12 protein-coding genes are annotated in these 18,182 nt (G+C 72.3%); 6 read left to right on the top strand and 6 right to left on the bottom strand.

Going from position 1 to position 18,182, the window contains the following annotated elements; translation table 11 throughout:
- The first annotated feature begins 76 nt into the window (after window positions 1–76).
- Both ACTHMS_RS17105 and ACTHMS_RS17100 read left to right on the top strand, forming a co-directional pair.
- Window positions 77–1,936, top strand: coding sequence for a glycosyltransferase (locus tag ACTHMS_RS17105; protein ID WP_440307867.1), 1,860 nt, complete (start codon window positions 77–79; stop codon window positions 1,934–1,936).
- 113 nt (window positions 1,937–2,049) lie between these two features.
- Entirely contained in the window at window positions 2,050–3,861 is a 1,812-nt protein-coding gene (locus ACTHMS_RS17100) for an ArnT family glycosyltransferase (RefSeq protein ID WP_440307866.1), read from the top strand.
- 12 nt (window positions 3,862–3,873) lie between these two features.
- Here the strand turns inward: ACTHMS_RS17100 and ACTHMS_RS17095 are convergent, their stop codons facing one another.
- A complete protein-coding gene (locus ACTHMS_RS17095; protein WP_440307865.1) occupies window positions 3,874–4,881 on the bottom strand; it encodes a hypothetical protein in 1,008 nt (335 codons plus the stop codon).
- Here ACTHMS_RS17095 and ACTHMS_RS17090 point away from each other — a divergent pair.
- Together ACTHMS_RS17090 and ACTHMS_RS17085 are read left to right on the top strand one after the other, a co-directional pair.
- Window positions 4,844–5,443, top strand: coding sequence for a hypothetical protein (locus ACTHMS_RS17090; protein WP_440307864.1), 600 nt, complete (start codon window positions 4,844–4,846; stop codon window positions 5,441–5,443). The genes ACTHMS_RS17095 and ACTHMS_RS17090 overlap by 38 nt on opposite strands.
- 212 nt (window positions 5,444–5,655) lie before the next feature.
- Window positions 5,656–7,929, top strand: a complete 2,274-nt coding sequence (locus ACTHMS_RS17085) for a protein kinase domain-containing protein (RefSeq protein WP_440307863.1) — start codon at window positions 5,656–5,658, stop codon at window positions 7,927–7,929.
- A 30-nt stretch (window positions 7,930–7,959) separates the two neighbouring features.
- On the opposite strand, the gene ACTHMS_RS17080 is transcribed toward ACTHMS_RS17085, so the two are convergent.
- The 4 genes from ACTHMS_RS17080 to ACTHMS_RS17065 form a co-directional block, all read right to left on the bottom strand.
- Complete coding sequence (locus tag ACTHMS_RS17080; RefSeq protein ID WP_440307862.1) at window positions 7,960–9,549, bottom strand: PP2C family protein-serine/threonine phosphatase; 1,590 nt, start codon at window positions 9,547–9,549, stop codon at window positions 7,960–7,962.
- Between the two features lie 108 nt (window positions 9,550–9,657).
- Window positions 9,658–12,468, bottom strand: coding sequence for a phosphoesterase (locus ACTHMS_RS17075; protein ID WP_440307861.1), 2,811 nt, complete (start codon window positions 12,466–12,468; stop codon window positions 9,658–9,660).
- A 3-nt stretch (window positions 12,469–12,471) separates the two neighbouring features.
- Window positions 12,472–13,839, bottom strand: coding sequence for an ABC transporter permease (locus tag ACTHMS_RS17070; protein WP_440307860.1), 1,368 nt, complete (start codon window positions 13,837–13,839; stop codon window positions 12,472–12,474).
- Complete coding sequence (locus tag ACTHMS_RS17065; protein ID WP_440307859.1) at window positions 13,836–14,774, bottom strand: ABC transporter ATP-binding protein; 939 nt, start codon at window positions 14,772–14,774, stop codon at window positions 13,836–13,838. The genes ACTHMS_RS17070 and ACTHMS_RS17065 overlap by 4 nt, the downstream gene beginning before the upstream one ends.
- Before the next feature lie 264 nt (window positions 14,775–15,038).
- Here ACTHMS_RS17065 and ACTHMS_RS17060 point away from each other — a divergent pair, with 264 nt between their 5' ends.
- The gene (locus ACTHMS_RS17060) at window positions 15,039–16,589 is read left to right on the top strand and encodes a class I SAM-dependent methyltransferase (RefSeq protein ID WP_440307858.1); all 1,551 of its coding nucleotides are present in this window, start codon (window positions 15,039–15,041) and stop codon (window positions 16,587–16,589) included.
- Window positions 16,577–16,927: a DUF6752 domain-containing protein gene (locus tag ACTHMS_RS17055; protein WP_440307857.1), complete on the top strand. Its 351-nt coding sequence runs from the start codon at window positions 16,577–16,579 to the stop codon at window positions 16,925–16,927. The genes ACTHMS_RS17060 and ACTHMS_RS17055 overlap by 13 nt, the downstream gene beginning before the upstream one ends.
- 24 nt (window positions 16,928–16,951) lie before the next feature.
- Here ACTHMS_RS17055 and dinB read toward each other — a convergent pair whose 3' ends face one another.
- Entirely contained in the window at window positions 16,952–18,139 is a 1,188-nt protein-coding gene (gene dinB / locus ACTHMS_RS17050) for a DNA polymerase IV (RefSeq protein ID WP_440307856.1), read from the bottom strand.
- Window positions 18,140–18,182 lie beyond the last annotated feature (43 nt).

The raw sequence follows: 18,182 nt of genomic DNA, 5'->3' as shown, positions 1-18,182 counted from the left end.
TTTCTTTTCTATGTCGACGAATCACGCTGGCGCTTTGCCATCTGCCCGACTCAGGGCGCACGGGGTCTCGATCTGCGTGACCGCGCAGGGCCGCGGCCAGGACGTGATCGACCTGCACGACCGGCTCGTCCGCATGCTCGACGACCGGCCGTGGGAGCTCGTCGTCGTGCAGCACGGCGACGCCGGTCCGGGCGAGCTCGCGACGCTCGCCGCGGCCAGTGCGCACGTCCGCTACGAGCACCGCGGCCCGATCGGCCGGAACGAGGCGCTGCTCGCGGCGGTCCGGCTGAGCACCGCCGACCGCATCGTCGTCGCGTCCGCTGCGCTGGACGAGGTGGCGGCGTCGGTGCCCGCGCTCATGTCTGCGCTGAACGGCACCGACGACCTCGCGGTCTCGTGTCGCCCGCACCGCTCCGGTCGGCGCCCGCGGTCGGCCGCCCACCTGCTGCTGCGTCGTTCGCGGGTCACCGCCGACCCGACCTCGACCCTGTTCGCCATGCGCCGGCACGTGCTCGAGGGCGTCGAGGTGCGCCCGGACGCCGAGACGTTGCTGCTCGAGGTGCTGGTGAAGGGCCGGTGGGCCCGGTGCACCGACGTGCCGGCGGCCCCGACGACCACCGGCCGCGGTCGGCGCGTTCCGTCCGCCCGCGCGGCACGACGGCGGGCCGGCCACCTCGCGCGCCTGCGGCGGCACGCGGTGCGTGAACGCCGCGCGGCCTTCGCCCTGATCGACGATCCCGCCCTGTACCGGCGGTCGACGCACGCGGTCGCGACGCACGCCGCCGATCGGCCCCTGCGCATCCTGATCCTGACGTCCGAGGCACCGCCCGTCGTCAGCGGCATCTCCCGCGCCGTCGGCAACCTGCACCGGTCGCTCTCCGCACGAGGCCATCAGGTCGATGTCGTGAGCCGCGCGGACTTCCCGCACCTGAGCTACCGCGAGTTCCGCTTCTCCGCCTTCGTCTTCTCGTGGCGCAGCTTCGCAGCACGCCTCGAGGAGTACGACGTCGTCAACGTGCACGGCCCGGTGCCGACGATGAGCGAGGTCTTCCTGATGCTGATGGCCCGCCGGCCGGCCGTCGCGCGACCGCGGATCGTCTACACCCACCACAGCGACCTCGCCATCCCCGGCCTCCGGCTGCTGTGCGCGCCGTACAACCTGCTGCAGCGCCGGCTGGCCCGCGTCGCCGACGCGGTGCTGGTCAGCAGCGACGAGTACGCCGGTCAGTTCGCCGCCCTGGAGGAGACGCGCGTCGAGGTCGTGCCCTGGGGCATCGAGACCGCCGACAAGGTGGTCGAGCGCGCCGAGCACGGGCACGACGACCTGCGGGTGCTCTTCGTCGGACAGCTCCGGCCCTACAAGGGTCTGCCCGTGCTGCTGCAGGGTCTGCGCGGCCTCGACCACATCCGGCTCACGGTGATCGGCGACGGGCCCGAGCGGTCGGCACTCGAGGCGCAGGTGGCCGAGTGGGGGCTGTCGAACGTGCGGTTCCTCGGCCGCGTCGACGACGACGAGCTGTGGCGGGCGTACAGCGCCCACGACGTGATCGCGCTGCCCAGCGTCACCAGCGCCGAGGCCTACGGGATCGTCCTCGTCGAGGGGATGGCCGCCGGGTGCGTGCCACTCGCGTCCGACCTGCCCGGGGTCCGTGGGGTGGCCGGTCCGTCGGGCGTGCTGGTGCGGCCGGGCGACGCCGACTCGATCCGCGAGGCGTTGCGGCGTCTGCAGGCCGACCCGACCCATCGCCGCGAGCTGGCGGCTGCCTCCGTGCGGCGGGCCAGCGCTCTGACCGCGGAGGCGACGGCCACGCGGCACGAGGCGCTCTTCCGGGACACCCTGCGTGACCACGCCGGTCGCGTCTCGCACCAGCTCGCCGGTGTCTCGGTGCTGCGGCGGCAGGCGGACGACGACGCCCCGGCCGCCAAGGCGGGCTGAGTCCCACGTACCCTCTTGCGCTGTGCCGCGTCCGGCCGGACCGGCGCGGGGTACGCCGAGCGCCCGACTCGTCCCGATCCGGGACCGTGCGATGACGAAGGACTGACCGTGACATGGGCGAACCTGGTGCTGCGACCCACGGCGACCGCGGGCCGCGACACGGGTCCGTGCACCGCGCGCCCGGACCGCTGTCCCGCGCGTGGCAGACGGCCGACGCGCACGCAGGGCTCGTCCTGCTCGGCGGTGCCGCACTCGCCGCGCTGACGTTCCTGATCAACCTCAGCAGCGCGCCGGACTTCAACTTCGACGAGACCGTCTACGCCCTCGCCGGGCAGCACATCGGCGGCGGGAACGCCGTGACGTTCGAGTACTCGCCGATCCTGGTGCACCCACCGCTGTTCTTCCTCGCCGTCGCGGGCTGGCTCGGGCTCACGGGTCATCTGCACAGCGGCGTGGTGACGACGATCCACGCCGGCCGGTACCTCAACGCGGCGTTCGACATCGGGCTCGTCGTCTGCATCGGCGGCCTGGCCCGGCAGTGGACGGTGGGGCGACCGTCCGCGGCACGCGGCCGCGTGGTCGTGCTCGCCGTCGTCCTCGCGGCGCTCAACCCGTTCCTGATCCGCTTCGGCCGCACGCTCATCCTCGAGCCGATGGCCGTCCTCGCTGGCATCGGGACGATCGCCGTCGCGTGGCGCCTCCGGCACGCCTCGACGGCGCTCTACGTCGCCGCCGTGGGCGGGATGATCGGCGTCACCATCCTGATCAAGGAACCGGCACTGTTCATCGTGCTGGCCCCGCTCGTCGCGGCGATCCTGCAGCGTGCCGGGCGGCAGGTCGTGCGCGACGTCGCCGCACTCGCCGTCGGTGCCGTGCTCTGGTCGGCATTCCCGCTCTGGGCCGCCTCGATCGGCCAGTGGCACAACTTCCAGGACACCCAGACGCTGAGCATCCGGCGCCTGTTCGGCGTGGTGCAGGTGACCGGCCTGAACCGTCCGGGCGTCAACAGGTCGGCGAGCGCCCTGGACACGCTGTGGCAGTACCTCGGGGGCTACGTCCTGTTCCTGCTCGGCGCCGTCGTGCTGCTCGTCGCGGCCTGGCGCTGGGCGCGGGCGAGGCTGCGGCTGGCCGACGAGGCGCTCGCGTCGGTCGTCGCCCTCGGCGTCACGACGTACGCCTTCCTCGGCTACAGCTTCGTCGCGGGCCAGTCGAACGAGCAGCTCACCGTCTACGCGGTGCCGGCGGCCGTCCTGCTCGCGACGGTCGGGCTCGACCGTCTCGTGCAGACGTCGTCGCGCGACACCGCCGTCCGTGCGGGCACCGCGGTCGCCGCCGTGGCCACGGTGCTCGGCCTGGCCAGCTGGCTGCAGTACTCGATCATCGCGTCGGACGACGCCACGGCCCGCGTCGAGCGCTACATCCGCGCGCACTACGCCGCGTGCATCCCGATCAACTCGACCGGCGACACGACGCACTGGGCGTACACCCTGCGCACCAACCCGATCACCGAGTACACGACCGGTCCGGAGGCGCTGCAGCAGGGCGTGCACCTGTTCCTGCTCTCCCCCAAGGACGCCGACCTGCGGTACGGCCCGAGCAGCCCCGAACTCGAGGCGTGGATCAAGTCGCACGGACGCGAGGTGTTCGCCGCGTCCAGCACGACGAGCGACAGCATCTCGCTGTGGGAGGTCGGCACGCCGGTCGTCCCGGCCGGCTCGACCCTGCCGGGGTGCGTCGACCCGCTGCCCAAGCCCGACGAGCCTGCATCGGCGTTGAAGTTCGGCGCGATCGGCGGGGGCCTGCTCCTGGCCGACCTCGTCGTGATCGCCGTGGCGGCGCGCCTGCAGCGTCGTCGCAGCGACACGGCGCCGGTCGGCGCCGGCACGTCCTCGACCTCGGACGCGGCCGGCTCGCCCGACCGCTGACGCCGCGGCCGGTCAGCCCGCCAGGGCCGGGAGGCCGGGCGTCGAGCCGATGGCGGCGGCGCCCTGCGTGGCGTACGAGTCGAAGGGCACCGTGCCGTCCCAGAGCCGGTCGTCGTGCGCCCAGTACAGCACCTGGAACCCGCAGCTCACGGCCTGGCGCAGGGACGTCGCCATGAGCCCCGCGCTCGAGAGATCCGTGTAGTACGCGGCGGACGCGCTGCTGTACCCGGGGTTCTCGCCGGCGACCTGCATGCCCGACGCCCGCGCGATCCGGGTGAGCCACCGCGTGGCGGACCACGAGTCGGCGGCGGGGTCGGTGAGCGAGACCGAGGTGTCGGCGCTCTGGCACGAGTCGTTGCCGCCCGATCCGTCCGCGACCGACGAGACGTAGACGACGACGTGGGTGCGCTGGGTCAGGGCCCCGTAGAAGACGTCCCAGGCGGCACCGACGCCGATCAGGCCATCGGGGAGGTTGGCGGCGATCGCCCGCTTCCAGCCGTCCGGACGGATGCCCGAGCCGGGCGTGAGGATCTGGAACCAGCCCGGGAAGCCCAGGCCCTGCATCGTCGTCATCAACCAGTCGGCCGTGTTCGAGAGCGCCCCGACGTACCACCGCGCCCACTGGTCGACCTGGGCCGAGGTGAGCCCGGTCGTGCCGGGGTGCCAGCCGGGGAACGGGTTGCGCGCCTGCGAGGCGGGCAGGTCGGGACCGTTCTGCGCGTTGGCGTCGAAGGCGAAGTACGAGCCGTTGCCCGGGTACAGCATCTCGGCGGTCGTGTTCACCCGGACGGCCCAGAAGTTGCCGAGGCCCAGGTCGCTGTTGATCCGGGCCAGGTACCCGGCCACGCGGTTGCGCACCTGCTGGTTGAAGACCAGGTTGGGCGACTGCACGACGCTGCCGTGCTCGTCGACGTAACTGCTGTTCGGGAGGCCGAACACCCACGACGGGGTGTAGTGGATGCCGAGCCCGAGCGTCACCCGCATGCCGGCCGACAGGTACGCGTTGAGCTGCGACTTCATGCTCGCGGCGTACGTCGCACTGAACTGGCCGTCCGCGGGCTCGTACGCGCCCCAGTTGAGCTCGAGCATCGCGACCCGGACGCCACGGGACGACTCGTACGAGGCGTGTCCCGTCTGGGTGACGAGCGTGCCGAGGGCCGTCGTCGCGGACGGCGTCGGCGCGGCGCTCGTGGACGCCACGGGGGCCGGCGCACTGCTCGTCGAGGTGGTCGGCGCGGGCGAGGTCGTCGGCGCCGGCGAGGTCGTGCTGGTGGTGGGCGGCGGCGTGGCCGACGACGTCGTGCTCGAGGTCGTCGGCGCGGGCGACGTCGAGGTCGGGGTCGGGCTGGTGGTCCTCGACCGTCGCAGTGCCGGTGCGATGTGCGCCGCCTTCCACGCCGGGCTGCTCGTCGTCGAGCCGCCCTGGGCGCCGACCGCGCTCACATCGATGCCCACCACGGCCACGGTAGCCGCGGCGGCCAGCACACCGACGACCGATGTCAGCACCACGGGACGTCGACGGGGGCGGGGAGCGGGCGACGGGCGGGCGGCACGGTGCGTGGACAACGATCACTCCAAGTGACAACCCCGCGCAGCTGACACCGGACCTATCGACCACTTCACACGGGACTTAAGTCCTCGGCGGAACCAGTCGACTGTCAGAACCGGTCGATCGGGGACGGAGCGGACCGCCGCGATCACCGTCCGGTGGCCCGACCGGGCCGGGAGACCTACGATCTGCCACCAGGACGGCCGTTCTTGGGGGAACAGGTGGCGGTGCCCGCGGTGCGCGGCTTGACCGAGCTCGTCGAAGTCGGCCGCGGCGGCTTCGGCGTCGTCTACCGGGCTCACGACCAGCGCTTCGGCCGCGCCGTCGCCGTGAAGATCATCCGCGACGTCGGCCTCGGCCGCGACGTCGTCGCCCGCTTCGAACGCGAGTGCCTCGCGCTCGGCAGCCTGTCCGGGCATCCGAACATCGTGTCGGTGTACGACTCGGGTGTCAGCGACGACGGCGACCACTACCTGGTGATGGAGTACCTCGGCGGCGGGTCGCTCGCCGACCGGCTCTCGACGCAGGGGACGGTCGCGGCCGCCGATGTGGTGCTCTGGGGCGGCGCGCTCGCGGGCGCCCTCGAGACAGCGCACCGCGCCGGCATCGTGCACCGCGACGTGAAACCCGAGAACGCCCTGTTCTCGGAGTACGGCGCGTTGAAGCTGGTCGACTTCGGCATCGCCCGCATCCGCACCGCCTACGAGACGCGGTCGGGGTACGTCACGGCGACGCTGAACCATGCCGCACCGGAGGTCGTCGCCGGTGCCCCCGTGACGCCTGCGGCCGACATCTACTCACTGGCGTCCGTGCTGTTCACCCTGCTCTGGGGTAGGCCGCCGTTCGACGGCGGCGACCACGAGGAGACGCTGCTGCCGCTGCTCTCGCGCATCGTCACCGCGCCACCGCCGGACCTCCGGACGCGCGGTGTGCCCGATGCGCTCGCCCTCGTCATCGAACGGGGCCTGGCGAAGGCACCCGCCGAGCGGTACGCGTCGGCGGCCGAGTTCGGACGCGCCCTGCAGCGCGCCGGGCGGTCGATGGGCACCGACGAGGTCGAGGTCCCGGTCGGCTCCGACGGTCAGGTGGCCCGTGCTGCCGCAGTGATCGGCGAGGTCACCGACCGCATGCCTAGAGGGAAGGACGACACCACCGTGCGCGCGCCCGCGCTGCCGGCCGGAGTCCCCGAACCGCTCCCCCTCCCCGCCGTCCCCACGACGCCGGGTCGCCAACGCCGCAGCGGGCGCCGGATCGCGGTCGCGGCCGCTGCGACGGTCGTGCTCGTCGGCGGGGGCGCCGCCGCGATCGCCGCGTGGCCGGATGGGTCCGACCGCCCCCGCGCGACCGCGCCGTCGAGCAGCAACCCGTCGACGTCCGCACCGGTCGCGCCCGTCGCCGACCTCACGGTGTCCGACCCGACGGTGACCACCGCGGGGGTCGAGGTACGCCAGAGCTACACGATCGGCACCGATCACACGGTGCGCTCGAGCATCCGCCTCACCAACACGACCGGGTCACCGATCACGCGATACTGGGCCGAGGCGGTGCCCGAGCAGCTGGCCCGCGACGTCGGCGCGGTGACATTCACGCCGAAGCCGGCGCAGATCGTCCAGCGCGACCCCGTCGTGCTGTGGAAGGTGCAGATCCTGCCCGGCGCCAGCCGGCAGCTCGGGTGGTCGACGCCGCTGCCGGCCGCCGGTGCCCCGACCCGTGACTACCTGATCCAGGTGGCGACCTGGCACGCCGCCGCGGTCGACGCCGCCACCGACCGCATCACGCGTGTGCTGCGCAGCCTCACCCGCACGAGCGGGACGCCGGGCGGCTTCAACCCGGGCGCCGACCAGGGCTCCACCACCCCGGGCGGCGGCGGCATCGCCACCGGCGGCGGGCCGATCACCGGCGGGACGACCCCCGCAGGCGGCGGGGGCACCGGCACGCCGACCGGCACGACCACCACGACGCCGAACCGGTGGCCGGTGATCGCGGCGATCGCGGCGCGCACCGACGACGAACTCGCGTCCCCCCGCGTGACCGTGGGTGTGAGCGATCCCGACGGCGACTCGGTCACCGTCAGGGTCACCGGGCTGCCGAGCGGCCTGCAGGCGTCAGGCTCCACCATCAGCGGCACGATCGCCGCCGACGCCGCGGTCGTCACCACGCACGCCGACTCGATCGGCAGCCGCACCTTCACGGTGACGGTCAGCGCGAGCGACACCCACCACCACACGACCACGCGGCGCTTCACCTGGACGGTGCGCGACACCGCACTGTCCATGCCGAACTACATCGGTAAGGACGGCTGCGGGCCGTGCAGCGACGACCGCATGGCCTACGACGTGTCGTGGATCAGCCCGCCGAAGCCCGACTTCGGCTGCGCCTACGACCCGGCCGGCGACGGCAACCGCATCTTCCGGCAGTCGGTGGCGCCGGGCGCGACCATCCGCTGGGGGCAACGCCTGACCTACTGGTACGGGAAGAACGACACCACGTGCACCCACTTCGCGACGCACTGGCCCTGACCCCCCTCCCGCGAGCGGCGGACGATCGGGTCAGCGCAGTCGGACGGCCATCACGGCCGTGTCGTCGTCCTGGGCCTCCGCCCGCAGCGTGCGGATGAGGCCGTCGAGCAGCTCGTCGAGCGCGCAGGGCACCTCGCGGCAGGCCGCGACGAGCCGAGCGAGCCCGACGTCGATCGGTTCGCCGCGGCGCTCGACCAGCCCGTCGGTGAAGAGCAGCATCGTCGCGCCGTCCGGCAGCTCGTGCTCGTCCTCGCGGTACTGCGGCTTGGGCAGCACACCGACGGGCGGGCCGGGCTCGACCTCGAGCAGCGCCGGCCCCAGCGCCGACAGCATCACGGCGGGCAGGTGACCCGCGCTGGCGACACACAGCCGCCGTCGCTCGAGATCGATCTGGACGCAGAGGATGGTGGCGAAGTGCGAGCTGGTGCGGATCGACGGCAGCCGGTTGAGCCGGTCGAGCACCTCGGCCGGCCCGTTGCCCTCGCTGACGAAGGCCTGCGTGGCGGTGCGCAGCGACGCCATCACCGTGCCGGCGCCGATGCCGCGGCCGCTCACATCCCCGATCGACAGGAACAGTCGGCCCCCCTCGATCACCTGCGCGTCGTACCAGTCGCCACCGATCTGCACGTCGTCGGCCGAGGGCAGGTAGCGCACCGCGAGCTCGGCGCCCGGCAGGGCCGGCGGCGTGGCCGGGATCATCGCCTCCTGCAGCGCCGTCGTCACCGCGCGCTGGCGCTCGAGCAGCGCCCCGACGTCCGCCGCCAGCTGCTCGGCCGCGGCCCGGCGACGCGCCAGGCGTTCGGCGACGACCCCGCCGACCAGTGACAGCGCGATGCCGGCGATCAGGATGATCAGCCAGAGCCAGTTCGCCAGCGCGCCCGCCAGTGGCACGCGCGGTGCGCCGACGAGGGTGAACGCGCTGTCGCCGAACGGCACGGTGACGCTGGCCGTGCGGCTGCCGAGCTCGTCGACGTTGGTCGTCAGCAGGTTCGCGGCGACCGGCTTACGGCCGACGTACAGCCGGTAGTTCAGGTCGGAGAAGGGCGTGCCGGGCTGCGTCGGCACGTGCGTCGAGGCCGGCAGCATCGACTCGGCGTAGACGACGTAGTCGGGGTGGTCGCCCGCGACCGCGTACGCGTACCCCAGCCGACGCGGCTGCCCGGTGAGCAGGCCGATGACGCTGATGCCGTTCTGCGTCGTCTCGTGGCGGAACAACGCCGCGAGCGTCGGCAGGTCGCCCGCCAGTCGTGGACGCGACCCGACGGTGGCCACCAGCCGGGGGGCGGAGCCGGTGAGATCCCACAGCGTCATGGACACGAACGGCTGCTTGCCGCCGACGGCCGTGCGCGCGAACTGTCGGAACGCCGCGCGCGCCTCGGCCGGGGTGCCGTGGGCGAACTCGGCCGCGGCGACCAGTGGTGTCGCCACGGACGGCAGCGCGGTCTGGAAGACGGTGCCCGTCTCGGCGACCTTGAGGTGCAGCAGCCGGTTCTCTGTGTGGTCGTTCGTCAGGAAGGCCGCCACCGAGAGTGCGATCGAGACGACCAGCGCCGCGACGCCGACGACGAGCGCGATCGCGCTGACACGCAGGCGTCCACGCGCGATCACGGGGGCGGGCATGGCGGCAGTCTCGCACGATCGTTGCACCGCGCAACCAGCGACGGCCCGCCGTATCTTTCCGGGGGGCCGTCGTGGTGTGCGGGTGATCAGGTCGTGATCAGGTCGTGATCAGTCGTGATCGTTGCTGGGCACGTACGCACCGGGCACCTGGCTGGGCGCGTAGATCTTCGTGTCGCCCGGGTAGGGCACCTTCCACTGGTGGGTGCGGTACCACGTCCAGCGGTTCATCTGCTCCGGGTTCGCGTGGTCGGGCACGGCCGACGACCCCGTGAAGCGCTGGTGCTTCGCCCAGGCCGCCCACTGCTGGGCGATGTCGCTCTCCGCGTCCGGCACGGCGCTCACCTGCGCCTCGTAGGCGGCCAGGTTCGTCGCCGCGGTGCCGGTGAGGCCGAGCGTGTCGGGCCCGCAGTCGGGCACCGTCGCCACACCCTCGGTCAGCGGCACCTGGTTCGGCACCGCGGTGAAGGGCGTGAAGTCCGGCTTGCCGGTGAACGCGCCGTACATCGGCGTCGCCGCGGCCAGCTTCTGGTTCAGCGGCTGGGCACCCAGGATCTGCTGGATCGTGCGCACCATGTTGATCTGCGAGTAGTAGGTGTCGTCCACCACGCCGTGCTGCGCCCACGGGCTGATGATCTGCACCGGCGCGCGGTGGCCGTCGACGTGGTCGGCGCCGTCCTGGCTGTCGTCCTCGGCGATGAAGATGGCCGACTGCTTCCAGTACTTGCTGTGCGAGATCTCGTCGACGATCCGCCCGACGGCGAGGTCGTTGTCGGCGACCTGCGCCTCCGGGTCGGGCGTGCCACCGGTGTGGTCGCTCGACAGCCAGAACATGTTGAGGTTCGAGGGACCGTGCTGCTCGAAGTCCTGCTTCCAGATCTGGTAGCGGTAGATGTCGGGGATGTCGGTGTCGAATTTCGGGTAGTCGTGGTTCGTGATCACGTTCAGCGACGGGATCGGCGACTCGGTGTCCTGCCGCACCGACGGGTCGGTGAGCGTGGCGGCCGGGGCCGTGCCGTTGTCGACGGCCTTCGTCACGCAGTAGTACTTCTGCCACGTCGCGCCGGCCGGCTTGGTCTCGAACTGCGTGAAATCGCCGAAGTTGCGGGCGCTGCCGCCGGCTGCCTCAACACTTGTCCAGAGGAAGCCGGAGCGCTGGTGACCGAGCACGTCGTCCTCGGTGTCGTAGCTGCGCACGTACTCACCGGCCGACGACTCGGTGTACTCCGGGTCGTCGCCCTGCATCAGCCAGTTGTGGCCCTCGGCGGAGTTCGTGCCGATGTCGTAGGTGTTGTCGTACAGGCCGAACTGCTGCTCGAGCTTGTGCTGGTTCGGCGTCACCTTCGCGCCGAACTGCGCGAGCGTCGGGTCGCCGTTGCCGCGCGAGTCGTCGCCGTAGACCTGGTCGTACGTGCGGTTCTCCTTGACCAGCAGGAACACGTACTTGATCGTCGACGGGTCGCCGATGTGCACGGGCACCGGCACGGGGGCGACCTTCTTGGTGTTCTTCCTCGCCTCCTGCACCGACCTGTCCGTCCAGCCGTTCTGCGCGAAGACGGTCGCGGTGTCGGCCTCGACCTGGCGGTCGCTCGGCAGGGTGAACCGGGTGAGGGACGCGGTGGTGCTGTGCGTGCCGTGGCCGGTCGCGTTGGTCGTGCCCTGGCCCTTCTTGAACGTCAGCAGCGGCCCGCGGGCGTCGAGGCCGCGCGTGTTCGTGACGACGATCTGGTCGCCGACGGTGGCGATGTCGGCCGGGTAGTAGTCGGTCGGCAGCAGGCCGATGTAGTTCACCGGCTCCTGCGGCCTGCCCCAGTACTGGTAGGTCGCCACCGCGTTCGCGCGGCCGAGCGTCACCAGCAGGTGGTTGTCGCGGGTGAGGGTGATCGCGGTCGGTTCGTAGCCGACCTTCGACTCCGGCCACGGCTGCGTGGCGATGGTCTGCACGACCTTGTCCTTGCGCGTGTCGATCACCGACACGGTGTCGCTGTTGGTGTTCGCGACGAACAGCGCCTGACCGCTGACGTACAGGGCGGTCGGGTGCAGCCCGACCTTGATCGAGCCGACGGTGGCGTTCGGGTGCTTCGTGTCGATGACGCTGACGGTGCCGGTCGTCGACGTGCCGAGGAACGGGTCGGCCGGCACCTGCGTGCCGTAGGAGTTGATCGTGGTGTCGCCCGAGCGCGCCTGGCGGCCACCCTCGTTGCTCACGTAGAGGCTGCTGCCGACGACCGCGATCTCGCGCGGGGCGATGCCGACGTTCCAGGTGTGCTGCACGGCGCCGGTGGTCGGATCGAGGGCGACGACGGTGTTCTGGCCGTTCACCGGCACGTACAGGGTTTTGCCGTCGGCCGAGTAGGCCGGCTTGCCGGGCAGGGCCGACGTGCCGTTGACGACCGGGAGGGCGACGGTGGTCGGCGTGCCGAGCGAGCCGTCGGCGTTCACCGGGAACCGGGTCAGGCCGTTGGTCTGCGACAGCCAGACGACCTTGCCGTCGGGCGAGAAGATCGGCGCCTCCTGGCCGACACTGCCGTCGGCGAGGGTCTGGTTCGCGTTCGCGCCCTTGCCGACCGTCCACACCAGCTTGTAGGACGCGAGGTCGAAGATCTGCAGCACGATGCTCTTGTCCGCGCTGGACGCGGCGAGGAAGCGTCCGTCGGGGCTGACCGACGAACCCATGATCTTGCCGATCTGGGTGACCAGGCGGTCACCCAGCGGCTGCAGCAGTTGGTTGTCCGAGACCTGGAGGCCGTCGGCGTACTGCGTGCCGACCTGGTTGTGGCCGAAGATCGCAGATGAGGCGGAGGCCAGTCCGGTGCCCGCGGCGAGCACCGCGACCGTGCCGGTGACGACGAGTTTCCGGCGACCGACCCGGTCGAGCAGACCGGACCGCTCCTTCGCCACTCGTTGTCGTGTGACGTGCATGGGTCATCCCTTCGAGGTGGGGCTGATCAGTTCGACGGAGCCGTCGAACTGCCACAGGGGGTTGGGTGCGTCCCCCGTCGACGTGCGGACCTGGAAGAAGCCGTTCACCTCTTGCGGTCCGTCACCGTCGGCGACGTACCGCCCGTCGGCGGTCACGTCGAGCTGGTAGATGGCCGAGCCGGTGGCGCGGGCGCCGGGGATGTGCCAGACGACGACACACCGCCAGTCGGTGCCGGGGCCACTGGAAGCCGAGGCGGCCACGAGCGAGCCACCCTTGTCACAGGTCGCGGAGGTGCGCAGCTGCGCCTCGGTGACGTCCGGACGATGCAGCTCGCGGGTCTGGAGGCGGTAGAGATGGGCGTACGCGGTGGCGAGCGAGGTCTGCAGCTTGCCGCGGTCGATGCCCGAGCCGGACGCGTCCGTGGTCGCCGTGATGACGGCGACGGTCGCGACCAGCAGTGCGGCGAGCGGCGCGACGCCGACCGCAAGCGCGCGACGCCCGAGACCGTCCTGCGCGAGATCGGTGAAGTCGCGCCGCAGGAACAGGCGGTACGCGAGCGCGGTCGCGGCCACGGCCCACAGCGCGCTGACGACGACACCGAGCACGATCGGGCCCGGCTGCGTCGGCTCGGTGAACAGGCCGCGCCAGGCGAGGAACGCCCAGCTTGGCAGGGACACCCGCACGGCAACGGGCAGCGGCAGCATCTGGACGAGTTGCAGCGCGAGCGCGAGCACCGCCGGCACGAGCAGCCCCATCGGCGAGCGGCCGAGCAGCACCGAGCCGAGCAGGCCGACGGCGGCGAACGCGAGCGTCGGCACCAGGGCGATCCCCCAGGCGAGCAGCACGGCGACCGCCGCGTCCCCCGAGGCGATCGACTGCCCGCTCAACCCGACGAGCGGCTGGTCGCCGACCGCGACGAGCCCGCCGACGACCGACGACAGCGCGAGCCCGATCGTGAGCACCAGCGTCACGACGAGCGCGGCGAGGGCCTTGCTCACGAAGATGCGACGCGGCGAGCGCACTGCCACGAGCAGGTGCCGCCAGGTACCGAGACGGTCCTCGACGGCGAAGACGTCGCCCGCGACGAGGGAGGTGACCAGCGGCAGCACCCAGCTGCAGCAGAACGTCAGGACGACCAGTGGGCCCGCCCAGCCGCTCTGGCCCATCCAGCGCCCGAAGACGGTGTCCGACGGCAGCGAGCTCTGGTCGCTGACGACGGCCACGAGCAGCGCCGGCGCGACCCAACAGCCGAGCAGCATGAGGCGGATCCGCCATTGCGAGAGCAGCTTGACCAGCTCGAAGCGCAGCCCGTGCACCGTCGGTGCGGGCGGCACCGGCACGGCCGCCGGCCGGGTCATGACAGCGGTCATGATGATGCTCCTGCCTCGGCACCGGTCAGCTTCAGGTAGGCGGCCTCGAGCGGCGGCACGACCGGGCTCAGCTCGCGCACCGCGACGTCACCGGCCCCGAGGCGCAGGACGTAGTCGTCGAGCGCCGCGACCGTGCCACGCACGAACAGCACGTCGTCGCCACTACGCGGTTCGGTGTCCGGCAGCAGCTGCACGTGCGGCGTCAGCCGGGCGATGGTGCGTGCCGCGACGGGGTCGGACGCGCGCAGCCGGTGGTCGAGCTCGTCGGTCTCGGCGGCGAGTTTGGCGACGGGGCCGCTGAACACGACGCGTCCGCGCAGCAGCAGGGTCACCTCGTTGCACAGCGCGGCGAGGTCGTCCATGTGATGGCTCGACAGCACGACCGTGGCGCCGCCGGCGGCGAGCGCGCTCAGCACGCGGGGCACGTGGCGGGCGCCCGCCGGGTCGAGTCCGTTGGCCGGTTCGGCGAGCACCAGCACCTGCGGCTCGGTCAGCAGTGCGGCGGCGAGGCCGAGCCGCTGCCGCATGCCGAGTGAGAAGCCGCGCACGCGGTCGTCGGCGACGTCGGTGAGCCCGACCCGCTCGAGCGCGTCATCGACGCGGTCGCCGCCGTGCCCGCGCAACCGGGCGAGGGCGACGAGGTTGCGCCTGGCGGTGAGCGATGGGTACAGCCCTGGTCCGTCGACGAAACCGGCCACCCCGTCGGGAAGGCTCGACGCCCGGTCGATGCGGCTGCCCAGCACCTCGAGCTCGCCGGCATCGGCCACCGCGAGGCCGAGCAGCAGGCCGAGCAGTGTGGTCTTGCCGGCACCGTTCGGGCCGATGAGGCCGTGGACCTGCCCGGCCGGCAGGTCGAGGTCGACCCCGTCGAGCGCCAGGACGTCACCGAAGACCTTGCGGATCGCCCGTGCCCGGATCGTGGGCCTCTCGACCATGAAGTCTCCCTTGCTGCGTTCGCGGCACAAGCGACGCTAGGGAGGATTTCCGGCGCACAGGGGGCGCACATGCGAACCGGACATGAACGACATTCAACGCACAGGGCACAGGCGGCGCCATTCCTGGCCGAGATACCCGTCGATTTCATGCCGGGCCCTGTCCGCCGGGCGACACGCGAGTGACACTCACCTGAACGGGAGATGAAGCGTTCATGCTAGCTTCACTCCGTGCTGGCAGATCTTCGTCCATCGGATTTGTCGAGTTTGCCCACCTCGCCGACGGTCCGCACGGACGGCATCTGGCTCGACCGCGCCGATGACGTCGCCCTCGACGTGCTGCTCGACGGTCGTCGCATCTGGTCGTTCAACCCGCGCCGGGACGCCAGGCCGGAGGGCACCCTCCACCGCGTGCCGTGGCCGAGGGCGCTCGCCCACCGGGTCAAGGGGATCGGATCGTTCACGGTGCGCGAGCACGTCGGCGGCGCCGTCCTCATCGACGGCGAGTTCCGTCTCGGCGCGGGCGAGCAGCGGGTGCGCCTCGTCGACGCCGAGGGCCACCCGCTCGCCGTCGACAAGACGGGTGCGCTCGGCAGGGAGTTCTCCGAGCGCGACCAGGGCGAGATCGACGCCCTCATGGACGCGACCGAGCGGGTGCTCGACTTCCTGCGCACCGAGTGCGGCGTCCCCGGCTTCCTCGCCTTCGGCGGCCTGCTCGGGGCGGTGCGTGACGGGCGGCTCATCGGGCACGACGTCGACCTCGACGTCTCCTACCTCAGCCGCCACACCGTGCCGGCCGACATCGCCCGTGAGTCGTTCCGGCTCGAGCGCACGTTTCTGCGCGCCGGCTGGAAGTCGTGGCGCTTCTCGGCCAACGACTTCAAGGTGCTCGCGCCCGGCGTGCGGTCGACCGCGCGCTGGATCGACATCTTCGGCGCCTACGTCACCGACGGCATGCTGTACGTGATGCCGACCGTGGCCGTCGAGCCGTACAAGGTGCGGATCGAGCCGCTCGGTGAGGTCGTGCTCGAGGGGCGTCGACTGCCGGCGCCCGCCGACCCCGAGTCGCTGCTCGAGGCGACCTACGGGCCGAACTGGCGCGTCCCCGACCCGTCGTTCAAGTACGCGGTGCCGCGTGCGGTCGATCGGCGCATGGACGGCTGGTTCCGCAACGCGATCGCGAACCGCGAGCACTGGCTCCCCTTCTACGAGGGCCCCGGCGGCCGGCGGGTGCCGACGGAACCGTCGGCCTTCGCCCGCTGGGTCGCCGACCGGTCGGACACCCACGGGGAGCTCGTGGACGTCGGCTGCGGCACCGGCCGCGACTCGCTCTGGCTGAGCACCCAGGCCTACACGGTGACCGGCCTCGATTACGCGCCACCCGCGGTCGACATCGGTCGCGGCGAGGCCGCGGCGCGCGGGCTCGACACCAGGTTCGAGGTGTTCAACCTGTACGACAGCCGCCAGGTGCTCGCCATGGGCGCCCGGCTCGCGCACGTCGACGGTCCGCTCGACATCTACGGCCGCTTCCTGATCCATGCCCTGAACGCGCGCGGACGCGACGCGCTGTGGCAGGTCGCGAACATGGCGTTGCGTCGGCGTGGGCGGCTCTACCTGGAGTTCCGGACGGGTGACGACCGCAATCTGACCTACGAGTTCGGCAAGCACTTCCGCACCTATCTGACGCCGGACGAGGTCGGCGCCGAGATCGAACGACGTGGGGGCTCGGTGGAGTACCACGAGGAGGGCTACGGGATGGCCGTGTACAAGAACGAGGACCCGCTGGTGTGCCGGATGGTGGCGACATGGCAGCGCTGAGCAGCAGGTTGCAGGCCGGCGGGCGCCGCGTCGCCCGCGCCGTCGCGCCGAGCGTCATCGACTCGGCGGCCGCCGTGCGGGGGCTGACCGAGCGGCTCGACCGGCAGGCCGACCGGCTCGACCGGCAGCGCGAGCGGCTCGACCGGCAGCGGGACGAGATCGACGGCCTGCGCGGCCGGGTCGCCGAACTCGAACGCGAGATCCAGGAGTCGCGCCGGCTGCAGCAGCGCGTCGCCGAGCTGACCGACATCGTGGCCGAGGTGCTGATCCCGGCGGCCGACCGCGACGACGAGAAGATCAAGCAGATCCTGGACGGCTACGCCCGCGTCTCGTTCTGACCCGGCACGGGCCGCGGACCGGGATCAGTCCGGCAGCATCGGCACCGTCTCGCTCGGGTCGCGGCCCAGCAGCACGGCCGGGCCGATCGAGGCGCTGCCGAACCGCTCGCGCACGTCGTCGAGGGCGTCGTCGAGCACCGACCCGGCCCGGCCGAAGGGCAGCTCGAGCTGCTCGCTGTCGCTGTCGAGGTTCGCGACCGCGACGCCGATCAGCGTGACACCGCGTTCGCGCACGAGCGGCCGCGCGTCACGCAACAGCTGCCGTGCCGCGCCGAGCACGAGCGCCGTCTCGCTCGTCGCCGCGGCCAGGGTGTGCGACCGGGTCGCGCGCGAGAAGTCGTCGAAGCGCAGGCGCAGCGTCACCGTGCGCCCGCGCCGCTCGGCCCTCCGCATCCGCCGCGTCACCCGCTCGACGAGACCGAGCAGCGCGGTGTCGAGGTGTTCGTCCGACCACCGTCCGTGCCCGAGGGCTCGTTGGGCGCCGACCGAACGGCGGCGCCGGCCGACGGTGACCGGGCGGGGGTCGCGCAGTTGCGCGAGGGCGAGCAGGTGCCGCCCGGCCGCCGGCCCGAGCATCGCGCTCAGCGTCGCCTCGTCCAGGGCGGCGAGTTCGGCGACGGTGCGGATGCCGTGGCGGTGCAGCTTCTCGGCCGTCACCGCCCCGACACCCCAGAGGCGCCGCACGGGCAGCGGGTGCAGGAAGTGCGCCTCGCCCTCCGGCGGCACGAGCAGCAGGCCGTCGGGCTTGGCCGAGGCGCTGGCGACCTTGGCGAGGAACTTCGTGCGGGCGATGCCGACGGTGATCGGCAGGCCGACCTGGTCGCGTACCTCCCGGCGCAGCCGCACGGCGATCTCGACGGGCGTGCCCGACACCTTCGCCAGCCCCCCGACGTCCAGGAACGCCTCGTCGATCGACATCCCCTCGACGAGCGGCGTCGTCGCCCGGAAGACGTCGAACACGGCACGACTGGCCGTCACGTACGCGTCGAACCGGGGTTGCACCGTGATCGCCTGCGGGCAGAGGGCGAGCGCCTGGCGTCCGCTCATGGCGGTGCGCACGCCGAACGCCTTGGCCTCGTAGCTCGCGGCGAGCACCACCCCGCCGCCGACGAGCACGGGCCGCCCGCGCAGCCGCGGGTCGTCGCGCTGCTCGACCGAGGCGTAGAACGAGTCGAGATCCGCATGCAGGATCGTCGCACCGCTCACGAACACATGTTCGACTTCTGGACGCGCGCCGTCAAGCGGGCGCCACCAG

The organism is Jatrophihabitans sp., assembly GCF_051960575.1.
In the GTDB taxonomy this organism is placed as follows: Bacteria; Actinomycetota; Actinomycetes; order Mycobacteriales; family Jatrophihabitantaceae; genus JBQCEE01.
Note: the sequence above shows the minus strand (reverse complement) of the source record. Positions and strands in the feature narration are given on the sequence as shown.

Coding starts and splice junctions, on each gene's coding strand:
- ACTHMS_RS17100 (WP_440307866.1), top strand. CDS start 2,050: ATGGGCGAACCTGGTGCTGCGACCCACGGCGACCGCGGGCCGCGACAC.
- ACTHMS_RS17090 (WP_440307864.1), top strand. CDS start 4,844: ATGCCGGCCGACAGGTACGCGTTGAGCTGCGACTTCATGCTCGCGGCG.
- ACTHMS_RS17080 (WP_440307862.1), bottom strand. CDS start 9,549: ATGCCCGCCCCCGTGATCGCGCGTGGACGCCTGCGTGTCAGCGCGATC.
- ACTHMS_RS17065 (WP_440307859.1), bottom strand. CDS start 14,774: ATGGTCGAGAGGCCCACGATCCGGGCACGGGCGATCCGCAAGGTCTTC.
- ACTHMS_RS17070 (WP_440307860.1), bottom strand. CDS start 13,839: ATGACCGCTGTCATGACCCGGCCGGCGGCCGTGCCGGTGCCGCCCGCA.
- ACTHMS_RS17095 (WP_440307865.1), bottom strand. CDS start 4,881: ATGAAGTCGCAGCTCAACGCGTACCTGTCGGCCGGCATGCGGGTGACG.
- ACTHMS_RS17075 (WP_440307861.1), bottom strand. CDS start 12,468: ATGCACGTCACACGACAACGAGTGGCGAAGGAGCGGTCCGGTCTGCTC.
- ACTHMS_RS17055 (WP_440307857.1), top strand. CDS start 16,577: ATGGCAGCGCTGAGCAGCAGGTTGCAGGCCGGCGGGCGCCGCGTCGCC.